13 protein-coding genes are annotated in these 16389 nt (G+C 68.6%); 3 read left to right on the plus strand and 10 right to left on the minus strand.

The genetic code is table 11. The annotated features are described in order from the left end of the window. Nucleotides 1–10: 10 nt before the first annotated feature. The 3 genes from atpA to JM664_RS15535 form a co-directional block, all read right to left on the minus strand. The gene (atpA, locus tag JM664_RS15525) at nt 11–1549 is read right to left on the minus strand and encodes a F0F1 ATP synthase subunit alpha (protein ID WP_227420846.1); all 1539 of its coding nucleotides are present in this window, start codon (nt 1547–1549) and stop codon (nt 11–13) included. After that, nucleotides 1550–2110: a F0F1 ATP synthase subunit delta gene (locus tag JM664_RS15530; protein ID WP_227420862.1), complete on the minus strand. Its 561-nt coding sequence runs from the start codon at nt 2108–2110 to the stop codon at nt 1550–1552. It lies immediately after the preceding gene. A 169-nt stretch (nt 2111–2279) separates the two neighbouring features. Continuing rightward, nucleotides 2280–3026 carry a class I SAM-dependent methyltransferase gene (locus JM664_RS15535; protein WP_227420847.1) on the minus strand — a complete coding sequence of 249 codons (747 nt, stop codon included), beginning with the start codon at nt 3024–3026 and terminating at the stop codon, nt 2280–2282. Between the two features lie 62 nt (nt 3027–3088). On the opposite strand from JM664_RS15535, the gene gloB reads away from it, so the two are divergent. Continuing rightward, nucleotides 3089–3856: a hydroxyacylglutathione hydrolase gene (gene gloB, locus JM664_RS15540; RefSeq protein WP_227420848.1), complete on the plus strand. Its 768-nt coding sequence runs from the start codon at nt 3089–3091 to the stop codon at nt 3854–3856. 172 nt (nt 3857–4028) lie between these two features. After that, the gene (gene clpA, locus JM664_RS15545; RefSeq protein ID WP_227420849.1) at nt 4029–6347 is read left to right on the plus strand and encodes an ATP-dependent Clp protease ATP-binding subunit ClpA; all 2319 of its coding nucleotides are present in this window, start codon (nt 4029–4031) and stop codon (nt 6345–6347) included. Between the two features lie 81 nt (nt 6348–6428). Here the strand turns inward: clpA and JM664_RS15550 are convergent, their stop codons facing one another. The 3 genes from JM664_RS15550 to JM664_RS15560 form a co-directional block, all read right to left on the minus strand. Continuing rightward, complete coding sequence (locus tag JM664_RS15550) at nt 6429–8942, minus strand: peptidoglycan -binding protein (protein ID WP_227420850.1); 2514 nt, start codon at nt 8940–8942, stop codon at nt 6429–6431. A gap of 3 nt (nt 8943–8945) precedes the next feature. Continuing rightward, complete coding sequence (locus JM664_RS15555) at nt 8946–10151, minus strand: biopolymer transporter ExbB (RefSeq protein ID WP_227420851.1); 1206 nt, start codon at nt 10149–10151, stop codon at nt 8946–8948. A gap of 84 nt (nt 10152–10235) precedes the next feature. After that, nucleotides 10236–10775 carry a gamma-glutamylcyclotransferase gene (locus JM664_RS15560; RefSeq protein ID WP_227420852.1) on the minus strand — a complete coding sequence of 180 codons (540 nt, stop codon included), beginning with the start codon at nt 10773–10775 and terminating at the stop codon, nt 10236–10238. Nucleotides 10776–10834: 59 nt separating this feature from the next. On the opposite strand from JM664_RS15560, the gene JM664_RS15565 reads away from it, so the two are divergent. After that, complete coding sequence (locus JM664_RS15565; protein WP_227420853.1) at nt 10835–11830, plus strand: DUF2125 domain-containing protein; 996 nt, start codon at nt 10835–10837, stop codon at nt 11828–11830. A gap of 3 nt (nt 11831–11833) precedes the next feature. Here JM664_RS15565 and JM664_RS15570 read toward each other — a convergent pair whose 3' ends face one another. The 4 genes from JM664_RS15570 to JM664_RS15585 are packed head-to-tail and all read right to left on the minus strand — an operon-like array spanning nt 11834 to nt 16057. Next, entirely contained in the window at nt 11834–12595 is a 762-nt protein-coding gene (locus JM664_RS15570) for an extensin-like domain-containing protein (protein WP_227420854.1), read from the minus strand. Next, nucleotides 12592–13503: a prephenate/arogenate dehydrogenase family protein gene (locus tag JM664_RS15575; protein WP_227420855.1), complete on the minus strand. Its 912-nt coding sequence runs from the start codon at nt 13501–13503 to the stop codon at nt 12592–12594. The genes JM664_RS15570 and JM664_RS15575 overlap by 4 nt, the downstream gene beginning before the upstream one ends. Then, nucleotides 13500–14588, minus strand: coding sequence for a histidinol-phosphate transaminase (gene hisC / locus JM664_RS15580; RefSeq protein ID WP_227420856.1), 1089 nt, complete (start codon nt 14586–14588; stop codon nt 13500–13502). The genes JM664_RS15575 and hisC overlap by 4 nt, the downstream gene beginning before the upstream one ends. A gap of 41 nt (nt 14589–14629) precedes the next feature. Then, nucleotides 14630–16057 carry a homospermidine synthase gene (locus JM664_RS15585; RefSeq protein WP_227420857.1) on the minus strand — a complete coding sequence of 476 codons (1428 nt, stop codon included), beginning with the start codon at nt 16055–16057 and terminating at the stop codon, nt 14630–14632. Nucleotides 16058–16389: the final 332 nt, after the last annotated feature.

Raw genomic sequence — 16389 nt, forward strand, 5'->3', positions numbered from 1 at the left:
TCCGTCCCGCTCAGGCGAAGTCGCGGGCGATTTCTTCGATCGCCGAACGAATCTTTTCTTCAAGCTCGCCCTTCACTTTGCGGTCGTTGTTGGTGATGTCGGCCAGCAGATCCGAATGCCTCGAGCGCAGGTGGTTGAGCAAAGCGGTCTCGAAGCGACCGACCTCGCTCACCTTGAGCTTGTCGAGGAAGCCGCTGGTGCCGGCATAAATCACGCAGACTATCTCCGCGTTAGTGAGTGGCGAGTACTGCGGCTGCTTCATCAGCTCCGTAAGGCGCGCGCCGCGGTTCAGCAGCCGCTGCGTCGAAGCGTCCAGGTCCGAGCCGAACTGGGCGAAGGCGGCCATCTCCCGGTACTGCGCGAGCTCCAGCTTGATCTTGCCGGCGACCGACTTCATCGCGTCCGTCTGCGCCGCCGATCCCACGCGGCTCACCGAAAGGCCGGTGTTCACTGCCGGGCGGACGCCTTGATAGAACAGCTCGGTCTCGAGGAAGATCTGGCCGTCGGTGATCGAGATCACGTTGGTCGGAATGTAGGCAGACACGTCCCCCGCCTGCGTCTCGATCAGCGGCAGCGCCGTCAGCGAACCCGCGCCGTGCTCCTCGTTCAGCTTCGCCGAACGCTCGAGGAGGCGGGAGTGCAGGTAGAACACGTCGCCCGGATAGGCCTCGCGCCCCGGCGGACGGCGAAGCAGCAACGACATCTGGCGATAGGCCACCGCCTGCTTGGAGAGGTCATCATAGACGATGAGCGCGTGCCGACCGTTGTCGCGGAAGTACTCCGCCATTGCAGTGGCGGCATAGGGCGCAAGGAACTGCATCGGCGCTGGGTCGGACGCGGTGGCCGCGACGACGATGGAGTATTCCATCGCGCCAAATTCCTCGAGCCGCTTCACCAGCTGGGCGACGGTCGAGCGCTTCTGGCCGATCGCAACGTAGACGCAGTAGAGCTTCTTGCTCTCGTCGTCGCCGGCTTCCTCGTTATACTTCTTCTGGTTCAGGATCGCATCGAGCGCGACCGCGCTCTTGCCTGTCTGGCGGTCGCCGATGATCAGCTCGCGCTGGCCGCGGCCGATCGGGATCATCGCGTCGATTGCCTTCAGGCCGGTCGCCATGGGCTCGTGCACCGACTTGCGCGGGATGATGCCTGGCGCCTTCACGTCCGCGACACGCTGCTCGGCAGCCTCGATGGCCCCCTTGCCGTCGATCGGGTTGCCGAGGCCGTCGACCACCCGGCCGAGAAGCGCGTCACCCGCCGGCACCGACACGATCGAATTCGTGCGCTTGACGACGTCACCTTCCTTGATGGTGCGGTCGGAGCCGAAGATCACGACGCCGACGTTGTCGGTCTCAAGGTTCAGCGCCATCCCCTGGATACCGCCGGGAAACTCGACCATTTCGCCAGCCTGGCAGTTGTCGAGACCGTATACGCGGGCGATGCCGTCACCGACCGAAAGCACCCGCCCGACTTCGGCGACTTCCGCCTCCTGCCCGAAATTGCGGATCTGCTCCTTGAGGATGGCAGAGATCTCAGCAGCTTGGATCGCCATTTATCCGGCCTCTTTCATGTTGTTCTGCAGTGCGTCGAGCTTCGAGCGGACCGAGGTGTCGATCATCTTCGAGCCCAGCTTGACCCTCAGCCCGCCGATCAGCCGCTTGTCGACCGACACGCTGAGCTTGACCTGGCGTCCCGCCGAGGCCTGGAGCGCGTCGGACAGGCGTCCGCGCTCCTCTTCCGTGAGTTCGGTGGCCGCCACGACCTCGGCCGTCACCTCGCCCTTCTCGTCGGCAATCCTGCGACGCAGTTCGGCGACCAGCTGGGGCAGGACGAAGAGGCGCCGCTTCGACGCCATCAGCCGAAGCGTCCGGCCAAAGATGTCCGAGAGGCCCATCCGCTCGGCCAAGGCGCCGATCGCGCGCTCCTGCGCGTCCCGCGAATAGATCGGCGAGTGGATGAGGTCGCGGAAGTCCTCGCTCTCCCGCAGCGCGCCATCGATTGTGTCGACGTCCGTTTCGACCCGCTCCAGAGAGCCATCTTCCTTGGCGAGTTCGAAGATCGCCGTTGCATAGCGGGAAGCGATGCCGGTCGAGATCGAGGCAGGTTCGGCCACGTCCACCCTTTCGTCGTAATGCACCGCCTCCTGCGCAGCTGCGCGGGGCGGTGTTCTGTCCCAGGATGCGGACATGCCCGCATCGAAATCGCGGCGGGTGTAGCAGAGGGTTTTGCCCCCCGCAACCGCCTACGGCGCTGCCGCGAGGGCGCCTGCGGGAGCGATGCCGTCAGGCCGGCTTGGGCTCCGGTGCGGCAATTCCATCAAGGATGCGTAGCGGGCGCCTCGCCCGCTCCGGCAGGCCCGGCGGACTTGACGCCGCCACCCGGCGCGTTGCCTCGACCATCAGTATGCCGCCTGCATAGCGGTTCGAGATGCGCCGCCCCGCCTCCTCCCAGAATGCACCGGTGCGGAGCCAGAACTCCTGTTCCGTCGGCGGCTGGAACAGCGCCGCCACATGCCGCTCCGGCAGGAAGCCCTGACGCTTCAACTGCACCTCGAGCTGGCCGAGCGAATAGGGCCTGCCGAAGCCGAAGGGCGTGCGGTCCCGCCGCGCCCAGAGCCCAGCTCGGTTCGGTACGATGAAGAGGATGCGGCCCTCTGGCGCCAGCACCCGCTCTGCCTCCTCGAGGAGCGAGGTCGGATGCTCGCTCGTCTCGAGTCCGTGGAGGAAGATGATGCGATCCGCCGACGCCGGCGGCAGAGGCCAGAGCGTCTCGGGACAGAGGACCGAGACGTTTGGCAGACCCGGCGGCCAAGGCATCACTCCCTGCTGGCCCGGCATCAACGCGACGACCCGGCGCGCGTCCGGGAGGTAGGGCCGCAGGAGCGGCACCGCGAAGCCAAAGCCAACCAGGCTCAGCCCAGCCATCTGAGGCCAGAGCGCCAGCACCTGTGACCTGATCGCGCGCTGTGCCGCCCGGCCGAGGCGGGTACGGTAGTAGAATGTCCTCAGATCTTGCACGTCGAGATGCATTGCCGCGTCCCCGGTCTTGGGCGATGCTTTGGGAAACCTAGGATCGCCCAAGGAAGAACGCCATGTCTTTCGACCTCGTGACCGTGCCCTGCAGGACCGACAACTATGCCTTCCTGCTCCATGATCGGGAGAGCGGTCGGACTGCGCTGGTCGATGCGCCGGAAAGCCCACCCATAAAAGCGGCACTCGATAAACGGGGCTGGTCGCTCCACGAGATCTGGCTGACGCATCACCATGATGATCATGTCGAAGGCGTAGAGGACCTGCGCGCGGTCTTCGGTCCTACCGTCACCGGCGGGCGCGATGACGCCGCGCGGTTGCCCGCCCTCGACCGCGAGGTCGGCGACGGCGATCGCTTCGATTTCGCAGGTGCCGAGGTGCGTGTCTTGGACGTCTCGGGCCACACGGTCGGGCACATCGCCTTTCACGTGCCGGACGCCAGGGCTGCCTTCACCGGCGACAGCCTCATGGCGCTCGGGTGCGGGCGCGTCTTCGAGGGTACTGCCGAGCAGATGTGGCGGAGCCTCTCGCGCCTTGCGGATCTGCCGGACGATACCTTGATATGCTCCGGGCACGAGTACACCGCGAAGAACGCCCGCTTTGCCTTTACGATCGACCCTGACAACCCGGACCTGCAGGCGAGGGCTCGTGAGATCAAGGCCGCACGCGGCGACGGGCGGGCGACCGTCCCGTCGCTCCTCGGTGTCGAGAAGTCGACGAACCCTTTCCTGCGGGCCCGATTGCCTGAGGTGAAGGCTGCCATAAATATGACAGATGCGAGCGACGCAGAAGCGTTCGCAGAGATCCGCAGGCGCAAGGACGCGTTCTGAGTGCGCCCTGAAAAGCGGCACGACGGGCGGCCTTGGCGGCACACGCCGAATTGTGCGAGCGGTTAACGAGAAGTGTCTTGAAGGAAAGGTTCTCTTACCGAACTTTAAGACTTGAGCGACCACGGTTGGAACGGGCCTCCACCCTCCGACCCAATCAGAGGAGCACACGCCCGTGCCTTCATTCTCCGACACGCTCGAGCAGGCGATCCATTCCGCGCTGGCGCTGGCCAACAGCCGGCGGCACGAGTTGGCGACGCTGGAGCATCTGCTCCTCGCTCTCACTGACGAGCCAGACGCAGCCAAGGTGATGCGCGCGTGCAACGTGGACCTCGACGAGCTTCGCCAGACGCTGGCGAACTTCATCGATGACGACCTGTCGACTCTCATCACCGAGATCGAGGGGTCCGAGGCTGTGCCGACGGCGGCCTTCCAGCGCGTGATTCAGCGTGCCGCGATCCACGTGCAATCGTCCGGCCGCACCGAGGTCACTGGTGCCAACGTGCTCATCGCGATCTTCGCCGAGCGCGAGTCGAACGCGGCGTTCTTCCTGCAGGAGCAGGACATGACGCGCTATGATGCGGTAAACTTCATCGCGCACGGCGTGGCCAAGAATCCGTCCTTCGGCGAGTCGCGGCCGGTTCAGGGAGCGAGCGAAATCGACGAGGACAGCCAGAGCGGCGAAGACGAGGGCAAGGAGAGCGCGTTGGCCAAGTACTGCGTGGATCTCAATGCGAAGGCGCGGAAGGGCGACGTTGATCCGCTGATCGGCCGCGAGTCCGAGGTGGAGCGATGCGTTCAGGTGCTCTGCCGCCGGCGCAAGAACAACCCGCTGCTGGTGGGCGACCCCGGCGTCGGCAAGACCGCCATCGCCGAGGGCCTGGCGCGCAAGATCGTCTCGGGCGAGACGCCCGAGGTGCTGTCGAAGGCCACCATCTTCTCGCTCGACATGGGCGCTCTGCTGGCGGGCACGCGCTACCGCGGCGACTTCGAAGAACGGCTCAAGGCTGTCGTCTCCGAACTCGAGGAGCACCCGGACGCCGTCCTCTTCATAGACGAGATTCACACCGTCATCGGCGCGGGCGCCACGTCCGGCGGCGCGATGGACGCCTCCAACCTGCTCAAGCCTGCGCTGCAGGGTGGCAAGCTGCGCTGCATGGGCTCGACCACCTACAAGGAGTTTCGCCAGCACTTCGAGAAGGATCGCGCGCTCAGCCGCCGGTTCCAGAAGATCGACGTCAACGAGCCGTCGGTCGACGACACGGTGAAGATCCTGAAGGGGCTGAAACCCTACTTTGAGACGCACCACGACATCCGCTACACGGCGGAAGCGATCAAGGTGGCCGTCGAGCTCTCGGCGCGCTACATCAATGACCGCAAGCTGCCCGACAAGGCGATCGACGTGATCGACGAGGCCGGCGCGGCCCAGCACCTCGTCGCCGAGTCAAAGCGGCGCAAGACTATCGGCGCTAAGGAGATTGAGGCGGTCGTCGCCAAGATCGCCCGGATCCCGCCAAAGAACGTCTCGAAGGACGATGCCGCTGTGCTCAAGGACCTTGAGGCGACGCTGAAGCGCGTGGTCTTCGGTCAGGACAAGGCGATCGAGGCGCTCTCGTCGTCAATTAAGCTTGCACGCGCGGGCCTTCGTGAGCCGGAGAAGCCGATCGGCAACTACCTGTTTGCCGGCCCGACTGGCGTCGGCAAGACCGAGGTCGCGAGGCAACTTGCCGACACGCTGGGCGTCGAGCTGCTGCGCTTCGACATGTCAGAGTACATGGAGAAGCACGCGGTGAGCCGCCTAATCGGCGCGCCGCCAGGCTATGTCGGCTTCGACCAGGGCGGCCTCTTGACCGATGGCGTCGACCAGCACCCGCACTGCGTGCTCCTGCTCGACGAGATCGAGAAGGCGCACCCGGACGTGTTCAACATCCTCCTGCAGGTGATGGACCACGGCAAGCTGACGGACCACAACGGCCGGCAGGTCGACTTTCGCAATGTCATCCTGATCATGACCTCGAACGCGGGCGCCGCCGACATGGCCAAGGCCGCAATCGGCTTCGGCCGCGACCGGCGCGAGGGCGAGGACACGGAGGCCATAGAGCGGATGTTCACGCCCGAGTTCCGCAACCGCCTCGACGCCGTCATCTCATTCGCGCCGCTCGGGCGCGACGTGATCCTGCTGGTCGTCGAGAAGTTCGTCCTCCAGCTCGAGGCGCAGCTGATGGATCGCAACGTCACCATCGAGCTGACCCAGCCGGCGGCGGAGTGGCTGGCGGAGAAGGGCTACGATGACCGGATGGGCGCCCGTCCGCTTGCCCGGGTGATCCAAGAGCACATCAAGAAGCCGCTTGCAGAAGAGCTTCTCTTCGGGCGGCTGGCCAAGGGCGGCGTCGTGCGGGTCGGGGTGAAGGACAACGGCCTTGATCTTCGGATCGAGCCGCCGCAGGCGCCTCGCCTCTCGTCGCGCAAGCCGCCGCTGCTGACGGCGGACTGAAGCCGTCCTTCGCTCCTGCCGCTCCGAAAGCGGCGGGAGCGTTTACGCACGCGCTTCTCATACCGGATACGGTGTGCGGGCTTACCTTTCCGTCAACTTTAGCTCGATGCGCCGGTTACGCGCCCGCGCATCGCTCGTCGGCGCCGTATCTACCGGCCGGTACTCGCCGAAACCGGCAGGGACCAGGCGGCGCGGCGGGAAGCCAAGCTCATCGGTCATGTACCGCACAACCGACAACGCGCGTGCTTGGCTCAGCTCCCAGTTGTCCTGATACCGACCGCGACCGGACAGCGGCCGGTCATCGGTGTGGCCATCGACGCGGAGCACCCAGTCTAGTTCGTCCGGGATCTCGCTCGCCACGTCCCCGAGAAGCGCCGATACACGTTCGATCTGCTGTCGCCCTTCCTCGGACAACTGCGCCGAGCCGGTCTCGAAGAGCACCTCCGACGAAAAGACGAAGCGGTCGCCCTCCACCCGCACTCCCTCGCGCGCGCCGAGCAGGTCGGTGAGTTGCACTAGGAAATCCGACTGGAATCGCTCCAGCCTTTCCGCCTCGGCCTCGAGACGCCGCCGCTCGGCTTCCTCTAGGTCCGCACGACGTCGCTCCTCCGCGGCCGCGCGGGCAAGTGCGGAGTTGAGCTGCGCCCCCAGCGTCTCGATCCGCACCTGCGCGTCGGCGTCACGGGTATCCGCAACGTCAAGAAGCCCCTGCAGTTCGCCGAGTTGGGCGCGCAGTGCCGCCACCTGTTCGTTCAGTGCCGCCACCTCGCGGCGGCTCTCGGCCGATGCCGCCTCCTCCCGCCCCAAGGCTGCGTTTGCCGCACTTAGCAAGGCCTCGCGCTGCTCGGCCTCGCTCATCGCCTCTTCGGCCTGGCGCTCGGCAGCCAGCCGCGCGGCCAGTGCGGCCGCGAGCTCCGCTTCCAGGTCGAGGCCCTCGGCGGCGGCCGACCGCAGCCGGTCGGCCTCCTGCCGCGCCGTCGCCAGCGCCTGCGCGAGCCGCTCACGCTCGTCCGCTTCCTGACCGGCCGCCGCCCGCAGCGACTCGAGCTCTGCTTCTGCCTGCGCCAGTTCCGCGCGAAGTACTTCCAGGTCGCCTTCATAGGCGTGGCGCGCTGTCTCCACTGCAGCCAGCGCCTCGTTCAGCAGGGCGACCTCGCCTTCCGCCTCGTCCCGGCTCAGCAGCGCGGCGGTGAGTGCGGCCTCGGTCGTGGTGAGCTCGATGCGCGTCTCCTCCTCCGCCGTCTCCGTCTGGGCCAGCCGCGCAGCCGTATCGTCGAGCTGCGCCAGGGCGGCAGCCAGCCGCGTCTCAAGATCCTCCGACGCCGCCTCGGCCGCTGCCAGGAGGGTCAGCGTCTCCTCCGCCTCCTGCCGGCGCTCCTCCAGCACCAGCGCCATCGCCGTCAGCTCCGCCTCCGACTCCTCAAGCCGTGAACGCAGCGCCTCAGCCGCCGCGGCCTCTGCCAGCCGCGCCTGCTCCTCCTCGGTCAGCGCGCCCTCCGCAACGGCGAGCTGGCGGCGCAACGCCTCCGCGGCGGCCGCTTCGGCCAGCCGCGCCCGCTCCTCCTCCGTCAGTGCCGTCTCGACCTCCGCCAGCCGCTGGCGCAGCGCTTCGGCCGCCGCGGCCTCAGCCAGTCGCTCGGCCTCCTCGGCACTGAACGCCTCCTGCGCCTCGGCGAGCCGCGCCTCCGTGCCGCTCAACTGCTGGCGGAGGTCGGCCGCGGCCGCCTGCTCGTCGGCTAGCGCCGTTTGAAGCGTCTCGACGCGGCGCTGCAGGTCGCCGTTCGTCGCCTCCCGCTCGGCCAGGTCTGCGCGCAGACCCTCCGCCGCTTCCTCCGACGCCGCCAGCTGGCTGGCGAGCGTGTCGCTCGTCTCCTCGGCGTCGGTCAGTGCCGCCAGCGCGTCCGAGAGCGAGGCCTCGCGCTCGCTCACCTGCGCCAGCGCGGCGGCGAGCGATGTATCGCGCTCCTCGAGGTCCGCTCGCAGTTCCGCCGTCATCGCCTCCAGCGCCTCGCGCCGCGCCGCTGCAAGCCGCGCCGCCTCCTCCTGCGCGTCCACCTCCTCGCGCGCCTGCGCCAATGCGAGCTGCAGCGCCTCGCGCTCGTCGATCAGCCGGTCGCGCGCCGTCTCCAGATCGGCCACCTGCCCTGCCAGCGCCGCACCCTCGCCCAGCGCCTCGTCCCGCTGCGCGAGAAGCGACGCGACCTGCTCCTCGAATGAGGCGATCCGCTCGGTCTGCGACGCCACCTCGTCCTCGAGCGCGCGGGCGTCGGCGGTGAGCGAAGCGATCAGCGCCGACTGCGCCTCGGCCTCCTGGCGGACCACGGACAGGCGGTCATCGAGGGCCGCGTTCTCGTCCTCGAGCCGCGCCACCTCCTGCTGCTCCGCTCCAAGAGCGCGCGCCAACGCATTTAGTTCGCTGGTCAGCTCGGTGAGAGCGCTCTCCTGCCCCGTGATCGTCTCGCGCAGGACGAACTGCACGACCATGAAGATCGTCAGGACGAACATCAGCACCAGCAGGAGGGCCGTCATGGCGTCGACGAAGCCGGGCCACGTCGCGCCCGCCATGCGGTTCACGGCGCGTCGCGTCATTGCCATGGATTAGCCCCTGCGGCCGACCAACGGGGTCGGGCCGTCTGCCGGACGTTGGCTCGCCTGCCGGACTGCCTTCGTCAGCTGCGCGATCTCCTGGCGCAGGTCCGCCACGGTCTCCTGCCTGCCGGCCGACATCTCCTCGAGAATGCGCAGGAGCTGGACGTCCATCGAGCGCAGGCGCATCCGGCTTTCGGCATCGATACCGCCACCGGCGGCGCCCTCCTGCATCTGCCGCTCGATCAGGTCCGCCAGCCGCGCCTGGGCCTGGGCAAGCTGGCCCATCGCGGGATCCGGCCCGTCGCTCTCGAGCTGCAACGCCAGCCGCTCCAGCGTCTCGGTCAGGCGGCCGAGCCGGGCATCCGTCTGTGCCCGGTTCTCCTCCGTCTGCGCGTGCAGGGTCTGGAGCGATTCCATCTGCCCCGCCATGTGCTCGAAGACCGCCGACAGACCGCCCTCGCCCGACCCTTCGCCCTCGCCGGAGGAAAAGCCGACGCGGGTGATGGTCGACAGCCACTCCTCCAGCTCGCGGTAGAAGCGGTTCTGGCCGTGGCTGGCAAAAAGCTCCAGCAGGCCGACCACCAGCGAACCGGCCAGGCCGAGCAGCGACGAGGCGAAAGCGACGCCCATGCCGCCCAGCTGCGCCTCGAGACCGCCCATGAGCCGGTTGAAGACGTCGAGCCCGCCCTCGCCGTCCCGCGGCGCCAGCGAACGGATTGTCTCGACCAGCGCCGGCACCGTTGTAGCAAGACCGTAGAAAGTGCCCAGAAGTCCCAGAAAGATGAGCAGGTTCGTGATGTAGCGCGTGATGTCCCGCGCCTCGTCGATGCGCGTCGCCACGCTGTCGAGGATCGACCGCGCCGAGGTCGAGCCGATCCGCATCCGCCCCGGTCGCGACCTCAGCAGCGCCGCGAGCGGCGCCAGCAGCCGCGGCGCGCGCGTCATCTGGTGACCGGGCCGGTTCACAGCGAAGCCCTCGATCCAGCTGACGGATCCCACGAGCTGCAGCACCTGCCAGAAGCAGGCCAGCACCCCGATCACGAAGACGAACGCGATGAAGCCGTTCAAATACGGGTTCGCCAGGAAAACCGGCGCCACGCTGGGCGCAGCCAGATATGCCCCGAAGCCGACGAGACCCAGGACGATGACCATCGAGAGGATCTGTCGGACAGGTTGCGAGAAGTGCGCGTCTGCCTCGCGATCGAGCAGGTCCATTGCGAACGGGTCCTGTCGCCGGTGTTTTCCCGGCATTGTTAGGCGCAAGTGCCTGTCGAGCCAACCGCAAAGCGCGCGGCAGCGTTAAAGGGCAAGATCACGCACCCGCCGCGCCAGCCAGTCGAGCTCCGGGTCGCCGATGCCGAGCTCGTGAAGGTGCGTGACGGTATTCCAAAGATATTCCGTGTTCGGCCCCCTTCCGCCGCGGGCGCGCGAGATCATGGCGGCCTGCTCGTCCGGGGTCAGGTGGCCGCAATACTGCTCGTGGTCGGTGTCGACCACGAAGGCCACAGCCTCGACCTCGCGGCCGTCCGCGAGCCGGATCGGCAGGCGCTGCTCGTGGTAGGCCGACGAGATCAGCTCCCGCTCGCGCAGGTAGGCAAGCGTCTCGTCCTCGCTACCCGCCTCGGCCCGCAGCGCCACGCCGGTGCAGGCGAAACCCGGCCGCGGATTCAGGGCCAGCACCAGCCCCGGTTGCGCCTCGGTCCCGCGGTGATGGATCGACAGCATGCAGAACGAGCGCGCGTGGTCGGCAAGCGTCGCAATCGACCGCTCCGCCACCGGAAAGCCGGCGTGCCACATCAGCGAGCCGTAGCCGAACACCCACAAGTCGTCGCGCCGCATGCGCTGGCCCTTCTTCTTTCGCGGCCTTATAACGGCCCCTCAAACCGGGGGAAACGCCGATGCGCGCGCTTCTGATCGTGGTCCTGCTCGCGGCTGCGGGTTGGAGCGGCTACTGGCTCGTGGGCGCCCGGTCCTTGGAACGGGCGGTCGAGGCGTGGCTCGTCGATCGGAGATGCGAGGGCTGGGCGGCCGACGCCGCGTCGGTCGATGTCCGCGGCTTTCCCAACCGCTTCGACCTCACGCTCGAGGCGCTCGACCTGGCGGACCCTGAAACCGGCCTCGCCTGGAGTGCGCCGTTCTTCCAGGTGCTGGCGCTCAGCTACCGCCCGAACCATGTCATCGCCGTCTGGCCACCGGACCAGACCATCGCGACGCCCGATGAGCGTGTCGCGGTAAGCGCGGACGATCTCCGCGGCAGCCTCAGACTCGCGCCGGGCACGGACCTTGCGCTTGAGCAGGCGACGGTGGTGGCTGAGGCCCTGCGCCTTGAATCGGACGCGGGCTGGGAGGCGGCGCTGGAGAACGGGAGGCTGGCAGCGCGTCGGGTGGAGGGAACGACCTACCAGATCGGGGTTGAGGTGCAGGACCTGGCGCCCGCGGCGGAGGCGGTCGAGCAGATCGACGCCTCGGCTGCCCTGCCCCGCGAAGTCGACCTCCTGCGCCTCGACGCGCTCGTCACCTTCGACTCGGCCTGGGACCGGCGCGCCATCGAGAAAGAGCGGCCGCAGCCGGTGGCGATCGACCTGACCGAGGCGCGGGTGAGCTGGGGCGAGCTGGACCTGCGCCTTGGTGGCGAGGTGGACGTGGGGCCGGACGGTGTGCCTGTGGGACGCATCACCGTGCGGGCGCAGAACTGGCGCGAGATGCTTACGCTCGCGGTCGCCGCGGGCCTGATCCCGGAGGGGCTGGCGCCGACGCTCGAGAGCGGCCTCGGCCTGCTGGCCGGGCTTTCCGGCGCGCCGGGGACGCTCGATGCGCCGCTCGACCTGGCGAACGGGCAGATCTCGCTGGGCCCGGTCCCGCTCGGACCTTCGCCGCGGCTGATCCTGCGCTGAGCCTCAGCGGCAGTAGCTCGAGCCCCGGCGCTTGGTGTCGAAGTGGAAGTGGTCTCGGTGGAAGCGGTCCGCCTCCGGCCCGAGCACCGTGCCGAAGCGTCCGCAGGCGGCGCGGTGCATCCGGCGCAGTCTCGATCCGTGCTCTTCGTCGTCCCAGCCGTGCAGCACGCTCAGCGTCTGGCCGCTGGCGAGAACGATGCCCGAGATGTCGATCGCCCGTCCCTTGCCATGCTCCGACACGCGCGCGTCCGGCTGGTTGTTGATCCCGCGGCAGACGTAGTGCGCCGCCACACGCAGGCCCGCAGGACCGCCGCCGAATTGCCCAATGGCCGGCTTGACGCCGCCCTCCACCCAGCCCTTCAGCGCCTTGGCGGTGCGACAGTCCATGACGGCCGGCTGCCTAAGTCGGAGGCCGGCGACATGGCTGACCCGCACCGGCGCGTCGATCGCACACGCCTGCAGGCGGCCCGCGATCGGCGCCAGCGTCTCGCCGCGGATCGCCGGGTCTCCGCAGACCGAGCCTGTCGCGAGCACGCCCGGCGAGGCGAGGCGGAGACTGCTGGCGCGCACAGTGGCGCCGCGGCGCAGGTTCTCGGGCCGCGGCTCCGGGCGGATGGAGTGGTCGAGCGATACTTGCGGCCGTGTAGTCTGCGTCACCTCGGGCTGCGGAAATGGCATCGCCCGTTCTTCCGGCCGGATCGACACGTCGGGCGCCGACTGCGCCGCCGTCGCCACGAGGGCGAGCACGACGGGAAGAAGCCTCACCGGCCGCTACCGCGGCCGAAGTCCGGTGCCGGCGTGTCCTGCCCCGCCTCGATGATGCCGCGGCGGATCGCGCGGGTGCGGGTGAAGTAGGCGTGCAGGTGCTCACCGTCGCCGGACCGGATCGCGCGCTGCAGCACGAAGAGTTCCTCGGTGAAGCGGCCGAGCACCTCCAGCGTAGCCTCCTTGTTGGTCAGGAAGACATCGCGCCACATGGTCGGGTCCGACGCCGCGATGCGCGTGAAGTCGCGGAAACCGGCCGCGGAGTACTTGATGACCTCGCTGTCCGTCACACGCCGCAGGTGATCGGCCACGCCGACCATCGTGTAGGCGATGAGGTGCGGCACGTGGCTTGTCACCGCCAGCACGAGATCATGGTGGTCGGGGTCCATCGTCTCGACATGCGAGCCCATCCCCTCCCAGAGCCGCGCGAGCCGCTTCACCGCCTCGGGATCGGCATCCTCCGGCGGCACGAGGAGGCACCAGCGGTTGTGGAAGAGCGTCGCGAAGCCCGAGCGCGGCCCGGACTGCTCGGTCCCCGCCAGCGGGTGGCCGGGAATGAAGCGGACGCCCTGCGGCACGTGCGGCGCGACCGCCTCCACAACCGCCCGCTTCACCGAGCCCACGTCGGTCAGCGTCGCGCCCGGCGCGAGGTGCGGTGCAATCTCGGCGGCGACGGCGGCCATCGCGCCGACCGGCGTCGCCAGCACGACGAGGTCGGCGCCCTCGACCGCCTCGGCGGCACTGTCGGTCACGCGGTCGCAGAGCCCGATCTCCAGCGCCGTCGCCCGCGTCTCGGCGGACCGCGCCGTGCCCACGATCTCGCCGGCGAGCCCGCCTGCTCGCATGGCATGGGCCATGGACGAGGCGATCAGCCCCAGTCCGATCAGCGCAACGCGGCGGTATATCACGACGCCATCGCCCGGAAACCGGCCAGCGCCGTCACGACGCGCGCGCAGGACGCCTCGTCCCCCACCGTGATCCGCAGCGCCTCGGGAAAGCCGTAGCCTGCGACACGGCGCACGATGATGCCCTCTTCGCGCAGGTGCGCATCGGCGGCCTCCGCCTCCCGCCGGTCGGCGAAGCGGGCGAGGACGTAGTTCGCGTGCGACCGATCCGAGGGAATGCCCAGCCCCGCCAACTCACCTGCGAGCCAGGCGCGCAGGCGGGCGTTCTCGGCGCGGCAGAACTCGGCCCACTCGCGATCCCGCACCGCCGCCTCCGCCGTCTCGAGCTGCGTCTGCGACAGGTTGAACGGCCCGCGGACCCGGTTGAGCACGTCGATCACGTGGTCCGGCCCAAAGGCCCAGCCGATCCGCAGCCCGCCCAAGCCATAGAGCTTGGAGAACGTCCGCGTCATCACGACATTCTCGCGCCGGCCGACCATTTCGGCGCCGCCGTCGTAGCCCTCGGCGAACTCGGCGTAAGCGCCGTCGAGCACCAGAAGCGCCTGCGGCGGCAGCCCCTCGGCCAGCCGCTCCAGAGTCGCGCCGTCGATCATGGTCCCTGTCGGGTTGCCCGGGTTCGTCACGAAGACGAGCCGCGTCGCCCCCGAGCACGCCCCAAGCAGCGCGTCCACGTCCACCGTCCGGTCCCGCTCCGGCACCTCGACGGGCAGCGCTCCGGCGGCAAGGGCGCAGATCCGGTACATCGAGAAGCCGTGCCGCGTGTGCAGAACCTCCTCGCCCGGACCGGCATAGGCCTGGCAGAGAAAGGTCAGGATCTCATCCGAACCGGCGCCACAGATGATGCGCCCCGGTTCCAGCCCATGCACCTCGCCGATCGCAGCGCGCAGGGCGGCGTGGTCGGTCGAGGGATAGCGATGCAGGCTCTCGACCGTGGCGGCGAAGGCCGCCTTCGCGCGCGGACTCGGCCCCCACGGGTTCTCGTTGGAACTGAGCTTCAGCACGTCTGCGCGACCGGCCAGACGGCTCTCGCCGCCCTGATAGGGCGCGATGTCGAGGATGCCGGGCTGCGGGCGGATCTGGTCGGTCATGTCGGCGCTCTTCTAGCGGCGCGGCGCGGGGGCGGAAAGCCTCAACTCGCCAGCACGTTCCGGAACTGCCACGGGTCGCTCTCGTCGATGTCCTCGACGAAGTTGAACTGGCTCCAGCGGTCGGTCAGCGGCGTCCAGTCGGTGTAGTGCGCCTCGACCGGGCCGAGGTAGGGCCGCTGGATCTCGAGGCACCGCGAGTGATCCATCTCGTCGGTCTCGACAATGCCCGCCTCCGGGTTCTCCAGCGCCCAGACCATGCCGGCGATCACCGCGCTCGCCACCTGCAGACCAGTCGCGTTCTGATACGGGGCGAGGTCGCGCGTCTCCTCGATGGAGAGGCGCGAGCCGAACCAGAGCGCGTTTCGCTCGTGGCCGTAGAGCAGGACGCCCAGCTCGTCGATGCCGCCCGTGATCTCGTGCTCCGTCAGGATGTGCTCCCGCTCCTGGATGCGGCCCGAGCCGAAGGTCTCGTGCAGGCTGAGCACCGCATCGTCGCACGGATGATAGGCATAGTGGCAGGTTGGCCGATACTCGGGCTCCGGTCCCTTGCCCACGGTGTAGTAGTCGCTGATCGAGATCGCCTCGTTGTGGGTGACGAGGAAGCCGAATTGTGGCCCCGGCGTCGGGCACCAGGTGTGGACGCGGGTGATCGCACCAGGCCGGTCGAGCCAGATCCCCGCTTGGCAGCCGCCCTCGTGGCGGTTGCCGTTCTCGGGGAACCATGTCTCGTGCGTGCCCCAGCCCAGCTCGGCGGGCTGAAACCCTTCGGCGACGAAGCCCTCGACCGACCACGTGTTGACGAAGGTGCCCCGCGGTCGCGGCAGATGACGCGCCTGCGTGTCGCGCTCGGCAATGTGGATGCCCTTGACACTCAAGTCGCGCATCAGCGCCGCCCAGCCATCACGCTCGCCGGGCGCAGGGGTTTCACGACCCGTGTCGCGCGCCAGCGTCAAGAGCGCCTCCTTCACGAACCACGAGACCATTCCCGGATTCGCGCCGCAGCAGGAGACGGCGGTCGTGCCGCCCGGATGGCGCGCCTTCTCGTCCCGCACCGCCTGCCGCAGTGCGTAGTTGGTGCGCTGCGCGTTGCTCTCGGTCTCGAAGTAGAAGCCGGCCCACGGCTCCACGACCGTGTCGATGTAGAGGGTCCCGATCTCGCGGCAGAACCGCATGAGGTCGAGCGACGAGGTGTCGACCGACAGGTTCACGCAGAAGCCGCCGCCCTGCGGGAACACGTCCCGCAGGACCTCCCGGTAGTTGTCGCGGGTCAGCGCGGTCTGCACGTGCCGGATGCCGCGCTGGGCGAGGAAGTTGTGCTGGTCGTCATGCGGCTCGATCACAGCCATCTTCGTCAGGTTGAACTCGAAATGCCGCTCGATCAGCGGCAGCGTTCCCTTGCCGATCGATCCGAGACCGATGAGCACGACGGGGCCGTCGATGCGGGCGTGGACGGGGTAGGCCTGGCTCATGCGCTCCTCCTTCGGTCGGGCGCCTTCTAGCGGCCCGGCGACGCGGGTACCACCCGCGACCGGCGCGTGGGAGGCGAGGATCATGCTTGGCGAGACCCGCCTAGGCCGGCGCGCCCGAGCCCGGGCTGACCGCAGGCTGGAACCTGCGGCGGATCAGTGGAGCGCTCGCCGCCCGTCAGATTTCAGACGCGCGGATGGCGATGCAACTTCCGAAGAACAGGAGCCGCTGCTCGCGATTCCCAATGCGTTTCCGCGCCCGGTTTGCTCAAGCGGTGAGTTCTGCGCGGTTCAGCGCGCAGTGTGACCAGAGCTCGTCCATCGCGCGCACCAGC

Origin of the sequence: Roseitranquillus sediminis, assembly GCF_016918935.1 — a bacterium.
GTDB lineage: Bacteria > Pseudomonadota > Alphaproteobacteria > Rhodobacterales > Rhodobacteraceae > Roseitranquillus > Roseitranquillus sediminis.

Bases quoted from the DNA above. Each gene is read 5' to 3' on its own strand.
- atpA (WP_227420846.1), bottom strand. From the start codon at position 1,549: ATGGCGATCCAAGCTGCTGAGATCTCTGCCATCCTCAAGGAGCAGATC.
- JM664_RS15535 (WP_227420847.1), bottom strand. From the start codon at position 3,026: ATGCATCTCGACGTGCAAGATCTGAGGACATTCTACTACCGTACCCGC.
- gloB (WP_227420848.1), top strand. From the start codon at position 3,089: ATGTCTTTCGACCTCGTGACCGTGCCCTGCAGGACCGACAACTATGCC.
- JM664_RS15550 (WP_227420850.1), bottom strand. From the start codon at position 8,942: ATGGCAATGACGCGACGCGCCGTGAACCGCATGGCGGGCGCGACGTGG.
- JM664_RS15555 (WP_227420851.1), bottom strand. From the start codon at position 10,151: ATGGACCTGCTCGATCGCGAGGCAGACGCGCACTTCTCGCAACCTGTC.
- JM664_RS15560 (WP_227420852.1), bottom strand. From the start codon at position 10,775: ATGCGGCGCGACGACTTGTGGGTGTTCGGCTACGGCTCGCTGATGTGG.
- JM664_RS15565 (WP_227420853.1), top strand. From the start codon at position 10,835: ATGCGCGCGCTTCTGATCGTGGTCCTGCTCGCGGCTGCGGGTTGGAGC.
- hisC (WP_227420856.1), bottom strand. From the start codon at position 14,588: ATGACCGACCAGATCCGCCCGCAGCCCGGCATCCTCGACATCGCGCCC.
- JM664_RS15585 (WP_227420857.1), bottom strand. From the start codon at position 16,057: ATGAGCCAGGCCTACCCCGTCCACGCCCGCATCGACGGCCCCGTCGTG.